This is a genomic window from Brevibacillus sp. MS2.2, assembly GCF_013284345.1.
Taxonomy (GTDB): Bacteria; Bacillota; Bacilli; order Brevibacillales; family Brevibacillaceae; genus Brevibacillus; species Brevibacillus brevis_C.
The window spans coordinates 20,822-38,869 of record NZ_JABSUZ010000049.1; the positions used below are offsets into that span (position 1 = coordinate 20,822).

13 protein-coding genes are annotated in these 18,048 nt (G+C 50.4%); all 13 read right to left on the minus strand.

Features of this window, described 5'->3' with window-relative positions; all coding sequences use genetic code 11:
* Positions 1–4 precede the first annotated feature (4 nt).
* The 13 genes from HP568_RS27130 to HP568_RS27185 all read right to left on the minus strand — a co-directional run bounded on the left by HP568_RS27130 (position 5) and on the right by HP568_RS27185 (position 17,815).
* Positions 5–1,021, minus strand: coding sequence for an N-acetylglucosamine kinase (locus tag HP568_RS27130; protein WP_173630736.1), 1,017 nt, complete (start codon positions 1,019–1,021; stop codon positions 5–7).
* Entirely contained in the window at positions 1,021–2,529 is a 1,509-nt protein-coding gene (argH, locus tag HP568_RS27135; protein ID WP_173630737.1) for an argininosuccinate lyase, read from the minus strand. Before argH ends, HP568_RS27130 begins: the two co-directional genes overlap by 1 nt.
* 114 nt (positions 2,530–2,643) lie before the next feature.
* Positions 2,644–5,175: an NEW3 domain-containing protein gene (locus tag HP568_RS27140; RefSeq protein WP_173630738.1), complete on the minus strand. Its 2,532-nt coding sequence runs from the start codon at positions 5,173–5,175 to the stop codon at positions 2,644–2,646.
* A gap of 120 nt (positions 5,176–5,295) precedes the next feature.
* Positions 5,296–7,815 carry an NEW3 domain-containing protein gene (locus HP568_RS27145; RefSeq protein ID WP_048035936.1) on the minus strand — a complete coding sequence of 840 codons (2,520 nt, stop codon included), beginning with the start codon at positions 7,813–7,815 and terminating at the stop codon, positions 5,296–5,298.
* A gap of 53 nt (positions 7,816–7,868) precedes the next feature.
* Positions 7,869–9,596, minus strand: a complete 1,728-nt coding sequence (locus HP568_RS27150) for an ABC transporter permease (RefSeq protein ID WP_048034296.1) — start codon at positions 9,594–9,596, stop codon at positions 7,869–7,871.
* Positions 9,597–9,610: 14 nt separating this feature from the next.
* Positions 9,611–10,687, minus strand: a complete 1,077-nt coding sequence (locus tag HP568_RS27155; protein ID WP_048034297.1) for an ABC transporter ATP-binding protein — start codon at positions 10,685–10,687, stop codon at positions 9,611–9,613.
* A gap of 124 nt (positions 10,688–10,811) precedes the next feature.
* Positions 10,812–11,936, minus strand: coding sequence for an extracellular solute-binding protein (locus HP568_RS27160; RefSeq protein ID WP_048034298.1), 1,125 nt, complete (start codon positions 11,934–11,936; stop codon positions 10,812–10,814).
* 24 nt (positions 11,937–11,960) lie between these two features.
* Positions 11,961–13,139 (minus strand): ROK family protein, encoded by a 1,179-nt coding sequence (locus HP568_RS27165; RefSeq protein WP_048034299.1) that lies wholly within the window; start codon positions 13,137–13,139, stop codon positions 11,961–11,963.
* 756 nt (positions 13,140–13,895) lie between these two features.
* On the minus strand, positions 13,896–14,177 hold the full coding sequence (locus tag HP568_RS27170; RefSeq protein ID WP_048034300.1) for a hypothetical protein: 282 nt from the start codon (positions 14,175–14,177) through the stop codon (positions 13,896–13,898).
* 277 nt (positions 14,178–14,454) lie between these two features.
* On the minus strand, positions 14,455–15,336 hold the full coding sequence (locus tag HP568_RS27175) for a LysR family transcriptional regulator (protein ID WP_048034301.1): 882 nt from the start codon (positions 15,334–15,336) through the stop codon (positions 14,455–14,457).
* Between the two features lie 130 nt (positions 15,337–15,466).
* Complete coding sequence (locus HP568_RS30095) at positions 15,467–15,589, minus strand: hypothetical protein (protein ID WP_256434961.1); 123 nt, start codon at positions 15,587–15,589, stop codon at positions 15,467–15,469.
* A 21-nt stretch (positions 15,590–15,610) separates the two neighbouring features.
* A complete protein-coding gene (locus HP568_RS27180) occupies positions 15,611–16,732 on the minus strand; it encodes an aminotransferase (RefSeq protein WP_048034302.1) in 1,122 nt (373 codons plus the stop codon).
* A gap of 33 nt (positions 16,733–16,765) precedes the next feature.
* A complete protein-coding gene (locus HP568_RS27185) occupies positions 16,766–17,815 on the minus strand; it encodes an ornithine cyclodeaminase family protein (RefSeq protein ID WP_173630739.1) in 1,050 nt (349 codons plus the stop codon).
* Positions 17,816–18,048 lie beyond the last annotated feature (233 nt).

Genomic DNA, 18,048 nt, shown 5'->3' on the forward strand with positions numbered 1-18,048 from the left:
CACCTCACTTGCCGCTCGATTGGCGTTCTAAATAAGCCAATCCTTTTGCTATGACACCGTAAATCGGATCGTTTTTCGCATTTTCGATGACGACCTGCGCAGCATACTCTCGGACGCGCTCTACGACTATCTCTCGCACGCGATCATCGTTTTGCAAAACACCTCCCTGCATGATCATCTGAAACGGCTTGGCTTTCATTTGCAACGTATCTATGACAGCCCGAGCAGCATCGAAAAGCTCTTCGCCTGCGACCTGCAAAATAGCTGCTGCCACCTTGTCTCCGTCAAGTGCCGCTCGACTGACCAACGGCGACAGCTCTCCTACCTTCTCTACAGAATAATGCTCACTGTACGTCCAGTTAAACAATTCATCTACGCGTCCCAGTCCAACGTGCGGGAGGAGCAGCTCCTTCAATACGGTCGGCTCACCGCGGCCATCCGCTGCTTTTAATACCGCCATAATCGCTTGCTTGCCGATCCAGTAGCCGCTGCCCTCGTCACCAACCCGATGCCCCCAGCCTCCTGCTCGCGCCGTTTCCTGTTCATCGTTTACACCAAAAGCAATCGAGCCTGTGCCTGCGATGACCAGAATGCCGGGTTTGCCTCCGGTCGCACCGAGCAATGCCGCAAACCCGTCGTTTTCCACAATCAACTGCTGGACGCGAATACCGAGCTGGTGCAGCACCTTGCTCACCATCCGCGAGATCACCTGACGATCATACTCTGTGTCCAGGCCAGCGATCCCGAACACCGCGCACTCGATTTCCCATTCGATTGGTCCATCCAGCGTCGGAGTGCTGCTTATAAAGGGGGCAACTGTTTGACGAGCGATCGCATCGTCCAGAGCTTGGCTGATTGCTGCAACCAACTCACGAGCTGCCGCTTCCTCCCCGATCCCTTGATAATTGCATGAACCGGAGCGTCCTGCACCGATTTCATTTCTGGAGCGGTCCACCAGTACCGCCAGACACTTGGTGCCCCCTCCGTCCACTGCCAGAAGAGGTATTCGCACCACTGCCATTACCCCACACTCCATTCGGCTGTCATCTGATCAAGCCCTTTCATCACATTGGCAATCGCCTGCTTTTTCTGTGCCAACCATTCTGTTTCCTGCTGGAGAACTGTTTGACGAACGGCGATCATACGCTTCATTTCTTCCGGATTGGGGCCACCAGGTAGCTTGCGGATCATTACGAAATGAACCGGGTCAAGCGCCAGTCTGAGCTCTTCTGCTGTGAGCGACAGCTCCCGCCCGATTACTTCCACGGCTGCACGGTTTACCAGCTCCAAGCTGATTTGGTTCGCAGCGAGCTGCTCGCTCATCGCTTCTTTTACCACACGACTCACGATGTGATGCGATTTGCGGAACGAAAGCTGATCCGTGCGCACCAATGTATCCGCCAGCTCCGTGACGGTTGCAAAGCTACCCTTTGCCCGCTCCAAAAGGACGTCCTTGTTCACTTCCATCGTACCCACAACGCTTGCCATCAAACGATACATCTGCTCGAGTACTCCCATGCTCCGCCACGCGTATGGCTGCATGTCATCCTCGGTATCCACGATATCGCCAAAAGGGGTATTGTGCATCATCGTAAGCACTGTCGTCGCATTTCCTGCTGCACTGGACAACAGAGAGCGCATATGCTCAAAGGAAACCGGATTTCGCTTTTGCGGCATGATGGAGCTGATCTGCACGTATGGACTCGCGACTTTTAACCCCGCGAACTCTTGTGTGCACCACAGCAGCATATCTTGAACCGTACGCCCCAAATTAATCGCTGCCAATTGAACGGCTGTCGCTACTTCCCCCAAATAATCTGCGCCGCAGACTGCATCATAGGAATTTTCCACCAGCTCATCAAATCCGAGCAATTCGCGCATCCGCTCCCGGCTGATCGCAAAGCCAGAAGTCGTCAAGGCTGCTGCTCCCATTGGTGAGCGATTGACTGTGTGATAAGCTTGGATCAGTCGCTTGATATCACGGCTGAGCATGTCAGTAGCCGCCATGATGTAATGCGCCATTGTCGTCGGCTGTGCCTGCTGTGTATGTGTGTAACCAATCATGATCGTATCCACATGCTCATTTGCAAAGAGGAGCAAATGCTCTTTCAGATAGAGGGCAGAAGCCAAGGTTACCAACAATTTTTCACGCAGCACCATGCGGTATATGGTAATCCCCATGTCGTTGCGGCTGCGAGCCAGATGCAGATTTCCTGCCACATCAGGAGCCAGTTCCAGTAAACGGCTCTCTACCTGAAAGAACAAATCTTCAAACTGTCCGGTGTAATGCGATTGGCGCAGCTCTTCCATTTCGATCCCACACAGTGCACCAGCAATTCTTTTGGCCTCATCGTCTGTGAGCAATTCTTGTTCACGAAGCATGATCAAATGCGCCTTGTTGATCGCCATCATCGGATGTAGCAGATGCTGCTTCGCTTCATTGAATGCAGGCTCCAAAACTGCCTCCACGTATGTCTTGCCAGGGAAACTGGCTCCCTCCTGTTGAAAAATTCGCTCTCTGTAATTCATCTTTCTTGCATCTCCTTCCCTACCCGTTCGTATGCTGCTTCTATTTTTGCGTCTGATCTTCTTATAGGAGGGAGGCGACCGCCGAGCGATCGCCTTCCTTCTACTATGATTACTTTACTGCTGTGGGCTGATCATGTTGACAAACAATCGGATCGCACCCGGTACGAGTGATGGAATTTCGCGATACCATACGAGCGAGCTGTAGGTATATGTTCCTTTTCCATACTTGGCAGTGAGGTACGTACCCGTAAATTCCTTCTCGCCTTCGTCTCCATTGGAGATGAGCTCTGTGTATTCCTTGCCCCACTCGGATGGATTATAAGCGGAACGATCCTGAATCCAGTTGTCCCAATCTTCCTCCGTGATTTTGTTTGGCGAATGGAACAAAGCATGATCAGGCGCCAGTACTGTTACTTTGGAGTTTTCGTCTGTGACACGCCATTGAATTAGCGGAGCACCGATTTTGATGGGATAAGGTGCCAGCTCGGGCTTCCATTTATCCTCTGGCTTGTGGTATTGCACGACCAGATTTCCGCCGTTTTCCACGTATTTCAGCAAGCGTGCATTCGAAGGAATCAGCTCAGGTCGGAAACCATAAGCACGAATACCCAGCACGATCGTATCGTATTGATCCAGATCACCAGACTCGATGTCTTTTGCCGACAGATTGGTCACATCGACTCCCAATTGGGACAAATACTGATCGATATTGTCAAAGCCACTGGATACGTAACCGACCTTCAATCCTTCCGGCACCTTCAGGTCAAAAGCCTGGATGGCAAGCGTCGCTGGTTGGACAAAGTAAGTCGTACCGATATGCGGGTAACGGATGACCTGGGCCCCGTGTCGGCTCTCTTTACCACTGCCAGACGCTACTGCTGTCACCGTATACTTATCCGGTTGGACCGAAGCATTTGCTTTGACCGTAAAGGCAACCGACTTTGTTTCTCCCTTGGCCCCAAAGGCGAGCGGTGCTGCTTGTGGTTCTACACTCCAGCCTTTTGGTACGTCGAGAGAGATGTTGGTTTTCGCTGCACCTGGATTGTAGTTTTTCACCGTAACCTTGACTGGGATTGGCTCCTCTGGCTTCTGCGTATTCAAAACCGTCGCATTTGGACTCAGCACCATAGAAAAAGATGGAAGAACTGCAATGGCATCTGCTGGTGTCACATGGCTATTCGCCGTCGAGCCTGCAAAGCTGTAGCTGACGTCTGCCGTAATGGCGAAAGCGGCATACGGTTGGAACAGAGCAGCATCAGAAGGTACTGTGACATCAAATGTCGTTTTTACCGTCTGATTGTAGCCGAGCGATGAGAAGCTGGTGGTCGATTGTGGCTTGGCTTGCCAGCCTTTTGGTACATTCAGCGCGAGATTGATCTTCCCGACTTTTGCTTGGCCGCCGTTGTAAGCCGTGACCGTTACTTTCGTTGTTTGGCCTGCTACCAGCTCAGTTGTCTCAGGCTTTACTTTGGTTACGAGCGAGAGCGCTTCAGCACTCGCCTTGTTCAGTTGGGATTTCTTCACTCCCAACCGATGGCGCAAGTCTGTTTTCGTCTCAGTTGGCAGGGAGGACGCTTCGACTACTGCCGTCGCTTTTTCCACATCCGCCAGCATTTCATGCGCTTCCTTGGCTACTGAGGCAAAGCTTGGGTATGCAGCAATGACCTCTGCGGCATCCTTTTGCAGCTTTTTCAGTTCACCCGCGACTTTTTCCCCGCCAGACTGGCTGGCCACTTCCTTGGCTAAATCGTCAAACGAATAGGAAATTCCCTCAAAAAAGTCTGCTTCCTTGTCTTTTGTCTCTACGATGGCTTGATCGAGCTTGTAATAATTGAAGCTTGGCCCTTCGTCATAGTGGCGTCCCATCCCCTGGCTCTTGTGCATGAAACGGGATTCTTCGCCGAGTTGGACGTAAGAGGCACCATAAATTTCGTCATAGTCGCCAACAGGCACCTTGACCGAGTAATCCTGTTCCTTTGCAGGCAGATACAGCTTCTTCACCTGCCAAGGAGCCAAGCCTTCTTTTGCATGCTGTGGAAAAACGTTTGGATCTGCGGCATCCTTGAATGCCCGCACCGTAATGACATTAATCGCGCGATGATGACCGTGAGTCGAAGGTTCGTTCAAAAATGCGGGAATCACGACATCGGGTCTCAGTGTCCGGATACGGCGGATGAGCTTTTCGTACGCGACATCCTCTCCCCATTTTTGCAAGGTTTCATCCGGGCTTTTGGAAAAGCCGAAGTCAAAAATAGGGTCATCGATCTTTTCACTGAGGTTCTCCAGATGGATGTTCGTGATTTTGGAAGCTTCCTGCAATTCGCGGGTACGAATGATCCCCAGCGCATTACCCAGCTCGCTGCCTATCTCGTTCTGTCCTCCCTCGCCTCGGTTCGCAATGACACTGGATGTGTCCACCCCTTTGCCAAGCGACAAATACGCGAGCATCGAACTGTGCTCATCGTCCGGATGTGCTCCGGTGTTCATCGCACTGGCAATCGTGGTGAGCGGCTTGATGGCTTTCCACAGGTCGACAACCCCGCGGTCTGCATGGGCGGTCTCGGGTGCTACCGGCATAATCAGACTTGTGGCTAGCACCGCAGCAGTCGTAATCGTGTACAGCTTGGCAAGTTTCCCCTTACTCAATGAACGTTCCTCCATTCCATTTTCAGATTGATGTCTATATCAATCATGGCGGTCTGTACGTTTGCATGTCATTGATGTAGCCATGGATCGACCCACGGTAGGCCCGGAGTGGATGGGGCATTACTGCTTCTGACTGATCATGTTGACGAACAAGCGAAAAGCACCTGGGACTAGCTGTGGAATCTCGCGGAACCAGGCAAGCGAGCTGTAGGTGTACGTCCCTTTTCCATAGTGCGCCGTGAGAAAAATGCCGCGGAACTCCGGTTCTCCCGGATCACTAGTCGCAATCAGCTCGGTATACTCGCTTCCCCAGCGAGAAGGATTGTAGATGGAGCGCTCCTGCACCCATCCATCCCAGTCTGCTTGGGTAATCACGTTTGGCTCCTGGAACATCGGATGGTCAGGGGCCAGCATACGGACGTCTGATTGCTCATTGGTCACCCGCCAATCGATCAACGATTCGCCGATAAAAATAGGGTATGGTGCCAAGTGCGGTTTCCATTTGTCCTCCGGCTTGTGGTATTGAACGACGAGATTTCCGCCGTTTTCTACATAGTGCAAAAGACGCTGGTTGCTCTCGATTAATTCGCGGCGGAATCCGTATGCGCGAATGCCGAGAACAATCGTGTCGTACCGGGACAAATCGCCCGACTGTATTTCGTTTGCGTCGAGATTGAGGCAATTCACCCCAACCGCGCGCAAGTATTTATCCATATTGTCAAAGCCGCTGGATACGTAGCCGATCCGTTGATTTTTCGGGATGGCCAGGTCAAAGGCTTGAACAGTCAGCGTAGCGGGCCGGATGAAATACGTGCGGCCGACATGCGGGTATTCAATGACCTGCACATCTTGCGCAATCTCTGTCACACCGTCTGTCCCCGCGACCGTAGCGCTGATCTGATATTTGCCATTCGTCACCTGCGGTGTGGTATGAACAGTAAACGCGATTGTTTTCGTTTCGCTGCGGAAAGAAAACGGCACATCGACAAAGGCTGGCTCCGCTGTCCAGCCTTCCGGGACAACGAGAGCGACCTTGGCTGTAGAGCTTCCCGGACGGTACTGTTTCAGTGTTACCTTAACCGGGATCGTCTCATCCGTATGCAGCGTGTTTCGCACCACATCTGACGGAGTAAGCGTCACGGCATACGGCGGAAGCACAGCTACACGACTATCCGGTTCCACGCGAATCGTACTGGCTGTATCGAAGGCGAAATAGAGCACCTCGACATCGAGCACAGGAGTCTTGTATGGATGGAACAGCTCTGTCTGGGCCGGAATCGATACCTCAAATACGGTGCACACCGTCTGATTGTAAGCAAGTCGTGGAAAAGCCGTTGGCGTGAGCGGTTTCGCCGTCCATCCAGCGGGGACACGCATACGCAGTTGCACATGCTCAACCTCAAGCGAGCCGCCGTTGTAAGCCGTTACGGTAACCGTTGTCGTCTGGCCTGCCACCCACTCGCCTGTCTCCGGCTTGATTTTCACGACCAAAGACAGAGCCTCCGCACTGGCACGGTTTAGCTGCGCTTCCTTGAGTCCTAGCCGATACAATAAATCAATCTTTGTGTCTTGATCGAGTGGAGCCTTGCCTACTTCTTGTTGTGCAGTCGCAAGCAAAGCCTTCATGCGGTGAACCCTTTGTGCCACCTCAGCAAAACGCGGGTAGGCATTCAATACATCTGTAGCCGCATCGTGCATACGGTGAAGCACTTCCGCGAGTTCTTGCCCGCCTTTTGCAGCGATGTTCTGCGCCAGATCAGCAAAACTGACGGGAAGTCCGGAAAAAAAGTCGCGCTCTTTTTCCGGTGCCGGAGTAACAGATGCATCCAAGCGGTAGTAATTGTAGGTCGGGCCTTCGTCGTAATGAACCCCCATCCCCTGTGTCTTATGCATAAACCTCGATCGCTCACCAAGCTGAACATAGGATGACCCGTAGATTTGGTCGTATTCCCCTACGGGTACAGCGACGTGATAATCATCGTTGTCCATAATAGGCAAATACAGCTTTTTCATTTGCCACGGCAAAAGTCCAGCTTGCCTATGTTCCGGGAAGATCTGTGGATCGGCTGCTTCGTGGAAAGCTCGCTGTGTCAGTAACGTAATCGCCCGGTGATGTCCGTGTGTCGTCGGTTCATTTTCAAAGCAAGCAATGACGACATCGGGACGCAGCTCTCTGATTTTTCGAATCAACCGCTCGTACACGACCTCTTCGCCCCATTTGCGGAAGGTTTCTTCGGCGCATTTGGAGAACCCGAAATCGTGAATGGGATCATCCAGCTCTTCGCTTAAGATGCCAAGCGTCACATTGCTAAGAGATGAGGCTTCTTCCAGCTCGCGCGTGCGGATAATCCCAAGCGCAGTGCCTTGCTCGCAGCCGATTTCGTTTTGGCCGCCTTCCCCTCTCGTCGCGATCACACTCGTGGTATACACACCTCTCCCCAGCGCCAAGTAAGCGAGCATGGCACTGTGCTCATCGTCCGGATGGGCACCTGTGTTCATGGCACTGGCAATGGTAGCGAGCGGCTTAATCGCTTTCCACAGATCGAGCAGTCCGTGTTCCCCCTGCATGGTGCGAGCAGATGCGGGAATAGGCGGGCAGGGCAATTTGGTCGGCTGTACCATCGGTGATTTCTTGTCCATCGATTCACTGACATCCACGTGAAGATCCCCCTTTTTCACGATGGCATCCAGCTTTACACGGCAGTTCCCGCTTTATCTCCGGTCAATTTTCTGGAGATGAACAACACGATGATGATGACCACGATTTGCAAGACACCATAGGCGCAAGCGGTGCCGAATTCATTACTGTACATGCGTTGGAATACCGCGACAGACAATGGCGTCGTCTTCGGCGTAAAAATCAGAATCGAAGCTACGAACTCCCCGATACACTGAACGAATGCCAAAAGCGTACCTGCGAGAATTCCACCCCAAGCCATCGGGAACACGACACGTCTGAAACTGTACCACCAGGAAGCACCCAGATTCCGCGCAGCCTCCTCGACAGATGGGTCCATCTGCATCAAAGTCGCATTGGTAGAGCGAAACACAAGTGGCAGATGTCGGACAAAATACGCCAACGGGATAATCCAGAATGTTCCGATCAAAACCTGACCAAAGCTGAATGCATTCGGCTCACTGAACGCTGCAATCAGGTTGATCGCCACAACTGTCCCTGGCAATGCCCATGGCAGCATGATCAACACATCCAGAAGCGTTTTCCCGCGAAACTTGAGGCGAACCATGGCATATGCCGCAGCTACACCGAAAATGACGATCCCGATTACCGCGATAGCAGACAACTGCAAGCTGTTCAGAATCGGACGCCATGTCTTGCTATCCGTGAACAAATCCATGTAATGCGATAGGGTATACTCCGGAGGTAATATTTGCACCGTCCAGGTACCATCCACCGAGAAGGAGATGAGTACCAATACGAGAATTGGCAGCATCAGAATGACTGTACCGATAAAAGACAGCACAATCGTGGTATAGCGTCCCGCTTTGCTCTTAATCTCGGTACGATGCACGCTGACCCCTTTGCTCAAGTTCTGGTAGTTGCGCGCGCCTTGGTACCAACGCATGATCAAAAGAAAAGCCACAGAAACAATTGAAAGAATCGTAGACTGTGTCGCAGCCATGTCCAAATCTCCATTGGTGCGAGACAGATAGATTTGCATCGTCATCGTCCGGTCAATGCCGAAAATGAGCGGTGCCGTATAAGAAGCCATCGAAATCATGAAAACCAACAGAGAAGACGCGACCATGGCTGGCGTGAGCATCGGCAAAATAATGCGCCGCCAAACGGTAAAGCGATTCGCTCCAAGACTGGCTGCCGCCTCTTCCAAGGAAGGGTCGAGTCCCTTGATTGCTGCCGTTGCTGTCATGAAGAAATAGGTGTACATCGTAAACGTATGAACGACGACCACACCCCAAATTCCTTTTAACGAGAAAGGAACCTGGGCAAGCCCGAACAGCTCTTTGATCGCCCGTGGAATGATTCCGCTCTCTCCGTACAAAAAGGTAAACGAGAGAACGCCAATGAGTGGAGGCAATGCCATCGGAACCAAAGCCAGCACTGAAAGTATTTTTCGTCCAGGAAAATCATAGCGTTCCAATAAAAACGCCATCGCGACACCAACAATTCCGCACGTAACAACACTCAGAACCGATATGTAGATACTGTTCCACAACGCTTCCAGGTTAGCGGTATGCTCCAGACTGAAGAAGCGAATGTAGTTTTTCCACGTAATTTCTTCATCGATTTTGATACTCGCAACGAACGTTTCGAACAATGGATAAATGACATAAGCCAACAATATTAAAAAGAGTGGCGATACCAGCACGTAGACGAAGGCGGGTGAAGCGGTGATGGACTTTCGTCTGGCTGCTGTCGGCGCTTGCTGCAACTCTGCTCTCAAAAGCTTCTTCCCCCTTATCCGGCAAAATAAATGCTCTCTTTCGGTATATGTAGGCCGATGGCATCGCCGCGCTGTTTAATCGGTCGTCCCAGGTTGATGGACATGCTGCGCAAGCTCTCCGTTCCTACTTCCGTGACGTAATTGACACACGCCCCTGTAAATTCAGACATAACAACAGAGCCTGTCACTACATTTTGTCCTTCATTTCCTGTACTCTCCAGAACGGATTCAGGACGAATGGACATGGTTACTTTCTCCCCAACTGACAACTGTGCACGTGGAGAGGCATTTTCCTTAAATCCGCTTAGCATTTGTCCAGAAGCCGTGCGAACCAGCACTTCATCGCCGTCAAACCCTGTAACTGTCCCTTCCCACAGATTCGTCTCGCCGATAAAAGACGCGACAAAACGGTTTACAGGACGATGGTAAATCTCATGCGGTGTTCCGATCTGCTGCACTTCTCCGCTCTGCATGACCATAATCCGGTCTGACATCGACATCGCTTCTGCCTGATCGTGTGTAACGTAAATCGTCGTAATCCCCAGCTCCAACTGGAGTCTCTTGATCTCGAAGCGCGTCTCTTCTCGAAGCTTCGCATCCAGATTGGACAGCGGCTCATCCAACAGCAGAATCTGCGGCTCGATGACCAGCGCCCGTGCCAGTGCTACCCGTTGCTGTTGTCCCCCAGAAAGCTGATCAATACGGCGTTCGCCATAGCCTTCCAGACGGACCAGCTTCATGATCCGTTCTACACGCTCTTTTGCATCGGTTTTGTTGACTTTCCGAACCTGCAAGCCAAACGCGATATTTTCAAAAACAGTCATGTGCGGGAACAACGCGTAGTTTTGAAATACCATCCCGGTATTGCGTTTATGGGGAGGAAGAGATGTGACCTCCTGTGATCCAAAGCGGATATGGCCTTCCGTTGGATAATAAAAGCCGGCAATCATGCGCAGGGTAGTCGTTTTGCCGCAGCCACTCGGACCGAGAAAAGTAAAAAACTCTCCTGATTCGATATGAATGTGAACATCTTCGACCCCTTTTGCTTGGCCAAACCTTTTGTGAACGTGATCAAGTGTTACGCTGCTCATCGGGTTGTGTTTCCTCCTTCATCGCAAGTCATTTCAAGCTGCGTCCGTATAAAAACAACTTCTATATGTGACTAGACGGAAAGGACAACTCCTTCCCGCCTAGCTGCTTTTAAAAAACCCTTCCTTACTTCTTGCCTTTCCCCTTGATGTTCTCATCCCAATGCTGCATCCACTCTTTTTCTTTTTCAGCCATGACAGCCCAATCGAGTTCCATCGGCTTCAGCTCGAGATTTTTCATGAAGTCTGGCAATTCGTCCTTGCTGATGTCTGTACGAGATGGGAACTGGAAGCGCTCTTTCGCCAATTGGGCAGCTATTTCAGGACTCATCAAGAATTCCATGAACTTTTTCGCTGCGTCCAGGTTTTTCGCGCCTTTTACCAGAGCCACGCCATCTACCAGAATCGGTGCCCCGCTCTTCGGATAAATGAAGTCATACGGATGGTTGTTCTTTTTGCTTTGGATCAGAACGTCTTGGAGATTCCACAGGGAGATGACCCCCTCTTGACGATCCAGCTTCAGATACAGGTTTGTCGGGTCTTGCGTGTACTCTTTTGTATTGGCATCGAGCTTGGTCAGCCATTCAAAACCTTTTTCAGGAGTATCCGCCCCTTGACGGAAGATCATTGCGGAATAAATGGTACGCATCGTGCCGGACGGCAGTACGTTTCGGATCACGATCTTGTCTTTGAATTTCGGATCGATCAATTCATCCCAATCTTGCGGTGCTTCTTCTGGCTTCAGCACCTGCGAGTTGTACATGATAACCTCTGGCAAAAGCATTTCGCCGTACCAGCGATCTTGCGGATCTTTGTACAAATCCGGAACCTTGTCTGCAAAAGTCGGCTTGTAAGGCTCAAGCAGATCTTCATTGGCTGCTGTCGCTAGAGCAGATTGGGTACCGCCCCACCAGAAGTCAGCCTGCGGGTTCGCTTTCTCTGCACGAACGCGCTCCAAAATTTGTTGCGCACCCATTTCAAGTGTTTCCACTTCAATGTTCGGGTACTTTTCTTTGAATTTTGGCAATACGATTTCAAAAATGTTTTTGTCCCGTCCGGTGTAAATCACCAGTCTTTGTGGGTCACCCGATGAATCAGCAGGTTGAGCAGCCGTACCCGATTGGCCGCCTGCGCTGTTGTCGGCAGGCTTTGCTTCCTGTCCTCCAGTGCCGCACGCAGCCACAGTCAGAGCCAAGGAGCTGACAAATACGCCCTTCATCCATGTTTTCAGCTTGCTAGTTGTCTTCTTCAAAACGAACTCCCCCTCTTGTTCTTCTCACTCTTTGTCAAGCAGTCGTGTGAAAGGAAACGCTTCCAAAACACTGTGGACAGCACCAATCAAACCAGCTCGTTCCCCCAGACTCGCTTTTTCGAGATTAGGTACCTCGGGCACCCATTCTCTCAGCCATTCGTGAATTTGCTTCACCCCTTCACCATCGACGTGGACCATCTCCCCGCTCAGGATCAATATTTCCGGGTTCAAAATACTGATGATGTTCGCCATTCCGTACGCCCAATGTCGATACACATCTGCAAGAAGCTCCTTTGCATCTGCATTTTGTTTGGCGTGCCGGATCAGCTCTTCTATGACACTCGACCCTTCCTGAAGGTCAGAGAGAAATCCCTTAGCCTGCTCTTGGATGCCCGGAATCGAATAATGCGTCTCAAACACCCCTGACGCGCCATTCGGGCGATTATGTACCGGGCCGATCATCATGAAGCCGATTTCTCCTGCTGCCTCACGACTCCCCCGATAAAACTGTCCATCCAAAATGATCCCGGCCCCAATCCCCGTTCCTACGTACATGTAGACGACGTTGGTATGGCCGACCCCTGCTCCACGGACGTACTCGCCCAGTGTCATCATATTCACGTCATTGTCGATAATGACGGGCAGTCCGAGTCGCGCTTCGATGGTCTGCTGAATCGGTGAACCCATCCAGCCTGTGCTGGGTGAAAAGCTGACGGTTCCACTGCCACGCTGTGTGACCCCTTGCAAACCGACGCCCATTCCGAGCAGGCGCTCTCGCGGGATGCCGCTTTCACGCAACAAACGATCAAGTCCAGCGGCCAAATCTTCGATGACGGTTTCACCATTCGCTGGTTGTGCCAGCCGTTTTCGATAGCGAGCCAAGAACTCACCTTTCATATCTGCGATGGCCATGTCCAGGGTAGATCCTTCAAAAATCGCGCCGGCAATGGCGTAGGCCTGGTAGTTGTACTCCAACAAAATCGGCTTGCGGCCGCCTTTGGAATCGCCCATTCCTACTTCTTGCAGGAGTCCTTCCTGGATCATTTCATCTACGAGTGCGGAAACACATGGACGGCTGAGCTGTGTCTGTTTGGATATATCCGCGCGGGAAATTTGCCCGTGCAAGACGACCTGCTGCAGTACTTCTTCTTTATTCAGTTTTTTCACGAGTTTGCTATTACCTGTTTTTTTGGGAGCTTGCACGCTTCATCGATCACCGCCACACAGTTAGTTAACATTACTAACAAAGATAACCAAATTATAGACACGGCGACCATCAATAGTCAAACAATTTACATTTGTCTTTCAGATATTTTTTGGATTTTTTAGTGTATATACCCATTGTTAAATAATACTAAAAAACGCTGTCGTCACGCTGTAGTGCTGGGGAGGAAACAGAAGAAAACGCTCAGATTCTTGTCCCACCCGCTGTGGGATTCACTGCCCGCCTCCATGCAAAAAGCGAAACCGCGTCCAAAGTGGTCCATTCAGGATGTGTTTCAGAGGTGGACGCTTAAGAGCGTGTTTCGCTTTTTGCATTCCGTCTCGGTCGGTGTACCAAAGATCTTCGCTTATTTCTCCTGTTTCCTCTACGAGCTTTCCGTGTCTAAACAGGGTTTAAAAGCATTAAAAGATTGAAGATTGTACTCCGTCACGACAGAGAAGAATATTTCCAGACGTAGCGACTTGTGGAGTCCTACCGAGCGGAGAAGGGATTCGCGGGCAAAAGAAACGCAACGTGCCTGGGCTAGGTAGCGGCTACCACTTTTGCGTTTCCCCGCGAATCCCTTCGGAGCGGACAGTCTCAACCCTCAGCGGGACGGAGCCTGGAGCCTAGACTGGAAATATTCTTCTCCCCACCGCAGCCACTGTCATTCAGATATATAAAAAAGCACATCACCCTCTACAGGGGAATGTGCTTGGAACACTACTCTTCTTTTCCTGACAATCAGACGTCCTCTATTCGTCTATGTATCCAGCGATTCCTTTTTTAATCAAGTATTCCATCTCTACATCCAGGATCTTCTCGACAGTGATCTCATCCAGCTTTACATCTGACTTACTCATGACGTAATCTACGAGATCATCAAAATCAACGTCAACATCACCTTTTGCATCCGTCTTCGCACTGTTCATGTACGCTTGCTCATGCTTGAGTACGATCTTGATTTTTTCCGGGTCTACTTTTGTTTTCGTAGCTACATGCGAAACGAGTTCGGTTTCGTTTACTTGCTTACTCATTTGTTGTCATCTCCTATTTCTCTTACCTTCTGTCATTTTACAATATCATTGCCGTTACACACAAAAATGAAAGAAATCAAGATTATATCACGCAAACAATCCTCGCTCTAGAGGTGCAAGAAGAAAATATTGTTTCCATGTGACAATTTGCCCCACATTCAAATTGTATAAACGTCAGACTCAGACAATAAAAACGAAAAAGAAGCTGGGAAAAACGAAACCTTCTTTCCCAGCTTCCTTACTTTTAAGGGACTTCTTAGAGAACCCCTTGTCATGACTACTCTTCTCTTACGGATAACCAGACGTCTTTGACGAGCTCCATAAAGGTCTGGATTGCGGGTTCTTCTCTTCGGCGACCCAGACAGACCAGCGATGTTTCTGCTTTCTTGGAAAAGCTGTACAGCTCGATTAGTTCTCCTTTTTGAAGCTCCTTTTCCACGAGAACCTTACTGAGCAGGGCTATCCCTGTTTGATTCAGGACTGACCGTTTGATCGTTTCTTCGCTGCTACATTTAATGACAGAGGGTGGGATGTAGTTTAACTCCAACAGGCATTGGGTAATAAATTCATCGAGATTGCATCCCTCCTGATAGGACAAAAAAGGAAAGGTCACGAGTGCATCTGCCAGTGTTTTGTCCTTCATCAAATCAGGAGAAGCAATCAAAGTGAATTGTTCTAAGTCCACGACACTGGAATGAATACCTGGTTGCGAGGTGGTGCCCGCAATGATGCCAATATCCGCCTCGTGGGCTTGGATTTTTTTCAAAGTCTCCTGACTGGTGCATGAAATCACCTGCAGATTAACCTGTGGATGTGTCTCCACATATGCTTTCAGAATTTGGGGCATGTATTGGATGCAATAAAACTCCGGGGCCGCCACGACCAGCGGTCCTACAGGCATGTCTAAGTAATTAAGTCCCTCCGCCATGTGCTGGAGCACGTAGAAAAGCTGATCCGTATGCTGTTTCACTATTTTTCCGGCCGGTGTCAAAAACGTGCGCTTGCCTACCCGATTGAGCAAAGGATGGCCCAGCTCCCGCTCCAATGCTTGAATCTGGAGTGTAATCGTAGGCTGGCTGTATCCGAGTTGCTCAGCAGCTTTCGTCAAGTTCAGATGCTCGGCAACGACCTGAAATGTCTTCAGATTACGTAACTCCATGATTGATTAACCACTCCCTCACCGAACGACACCCATTCTTCGTGTAAGTGCGTGTTCAAAAAGTCAGCTTTTTGAACAACCTCTGTTAGAAAAAGTGTAGCCGAGAGTGGCTCTATGTTCAACCGATACCCTATACGTGCTTCCCTATAATCTCCGCCAGCTTGCGAGCATCTACATTACTGTCGCTCACGATCGTCAGTACCTTTTTGCCAGAATGCCCGAACACCAGGATAAGGTGTCTCTTTTCTTCCACCGAAGTCTCCTACTTTATCCCTTATTTGCGCGACTCCAAAAACTCCGATACTTTTGATAAACCTGTTTGAAGCACTTCTGTCGAGCAGGCGTACCCGATGCGTAACCAGCCTTCCATGTCGAAGCAACTGCCTGGTGTCAAAAACGCCCCTGTCGTTTTAAACAGGTCCATGCAAAACGTTTCCGAAGGGATATCCAGCTCGTACTTGAGCATCGCGGTTGTTCCTGCCTGCGGCTTGACGTAAGAGACCAACGGCTCCTTTGCTACCCACTCATCGAGAATTTGCAGGTTGTCCCGCACGATCTTCAGGTTGCGTTCCATGATCTTTTCGCGGTTTTTCAGTGCATGGACAGCCAGCATGTCATCCAGCATCCCGCAGCTTATGGTGGTGTAATCGCGGTGCGTAAAGCAGCTCTTGATCACATCCTGAGGTGCTGCAATCCATCCCAGGCGCAAGCCCGCCAATGAAAACACTTTGGACATGCTGCTTGTCGCAATCCCTTTTTCGTACAAGTCCACGATAGATGGCACCACAACCTCCGGGTCTTGATGCAAATTTCGATACACCTCGTCACACAGCAGGTAGGCACCAACGGAGCGGGCAATCTCTACGATTTCTCGCAGCAATCCTTCACCCATCAAAGCTCCAGATGGATTGTTCGGATTGTTGATACAGATCAGCTTGGTCTTGTCTGTAACAAGCGAGCGCAACTCATCCAGATCAGGCAGAAAATCATTTTCCGGCAAAAGTCTGAGCAGCTTGACCTGCGCTCCGAACGACTCCGGTACCGAATAAATTTGCTGATACGTCGGATGGACTGTAATTACTTCGTCACCAGGCGCAACGAGCGAGAACAAGGTGAGAAAATTCGCTCCGATCGCCCCGTTCATCGCCAAAATGTTCTCCGGCTTCATCGTTTGATACATACTCGCGACGAGGCTGCGGAATTCCGGCGAACCCTCGATATGCCCGTACGTCAGCTTCTTCTGGGCCATCTCGCGGAAAAAATCTTCCGGCTCATCGGAAAGGCGAATCAACTCTTCTACGGTCAGCGAATCGACGCATGTTTCCGCAATATTGTAAACAGCCTCCATCTCGTAGGCGTTCATCCATTCTTCTACTTTAAAAGGTGCAATTCTCATCGTCGTTCCTCTCCTTATCCTGTCCTTTCATCCTTACAGATCAACGATCGTACCTACACCGCGCTTATCCGCCACACTCAAAATGTGTGCAGCTGTCAGTAAATCCTGAAACGCGATCCCGGTGCTGTCAAAAATCGTGATTTCTTCTGCATGTTGTCGTCCTCGGGCATGACCAGGGATGACATATCCGATCTCTGCTGCGATATCGCGTTCTGTTATCAGGCCCTTTTTTACAGCTACCTTCGTCTCTCCCACACGTACAGCCTGTCCTACATCATCAACGAAGACGCGCGCTTTTGCAAAAAGCCGTTCATCGATTTCCTGTTTACCTTCCATGTCTGCCCCTATGCAGGTAATATGTGTCCCTGGCTTCACCCACTCCGCTTGGATCATCGGTTCACGTGAAGAGGTTGCCGTGATGATAATATCTGCTTGTCTAGTCGCTTCTTCGAGGTTGTCCACGGCAATAAACTGCACGTCACAACGCTTGGCATAACACTCGTATTCTTCTCCTGCATATTTGGAGACAAATCTAGTCAAGAGGTTCTCTTTGATTTTGGCGACAAAGCTTTGCGCCTTTTCTGGTGATCGCGGATTGCAAATGTACACCCGCTTGATCTCTGTCATCGTCATCAGTGTCGCCATGATTTGAAAAGGAGCCTGGTGTCCCGTCCCGACAATGAGCAGGTTCTCCGATTCGGGACGTGCCAAATACTTTGCACCGATTCCACCAGCCGCTCCCGTACGCATGCAAGTAATATGCTCTCCACTCAAAATCCCCTGGGGTACCCCAGTTTGGCTGTCCAATACCATCACCGTACCCACTAATTGTGGCAAGCCTTTCTTGTCATTGTCACCGAACCACGAGACGAGCTTGAGTCCAAATATATCGGCTTGGGGCAAATGACCTGATTTAATATCCATGTCGGCTCTACCCTCTACGAACTCATGAAAAATGAGGGGAAACAACGTCGCCTGCTGACTTGATTTCATTTGATAGGCTTGCTCGACCACTTCAATCACGCTGGCCATATCCAGCACATCTTCCGTGGTTTCCTGATTTATGACGCGAAATGGAAACATGTCTGTCTTCCCTCCCCACTGTTTCTTTCACACTAACACAGTTTTTCAAGGTGAAAAAATTGAAAGATCCAATGGTTCCTATTAAAAAAAGCAAACCCTCCACCAACAGATGCTGGAATGGAGGGTTTGCTCATGCTCCGCCGATTCTTGCCGAAATCGTCGTAGCTTGGCGTTTCACTTTTTCGATGAGTAGCGGCAATCGATCTTCTGTCACCCGAAAGCACGGGGCGTTG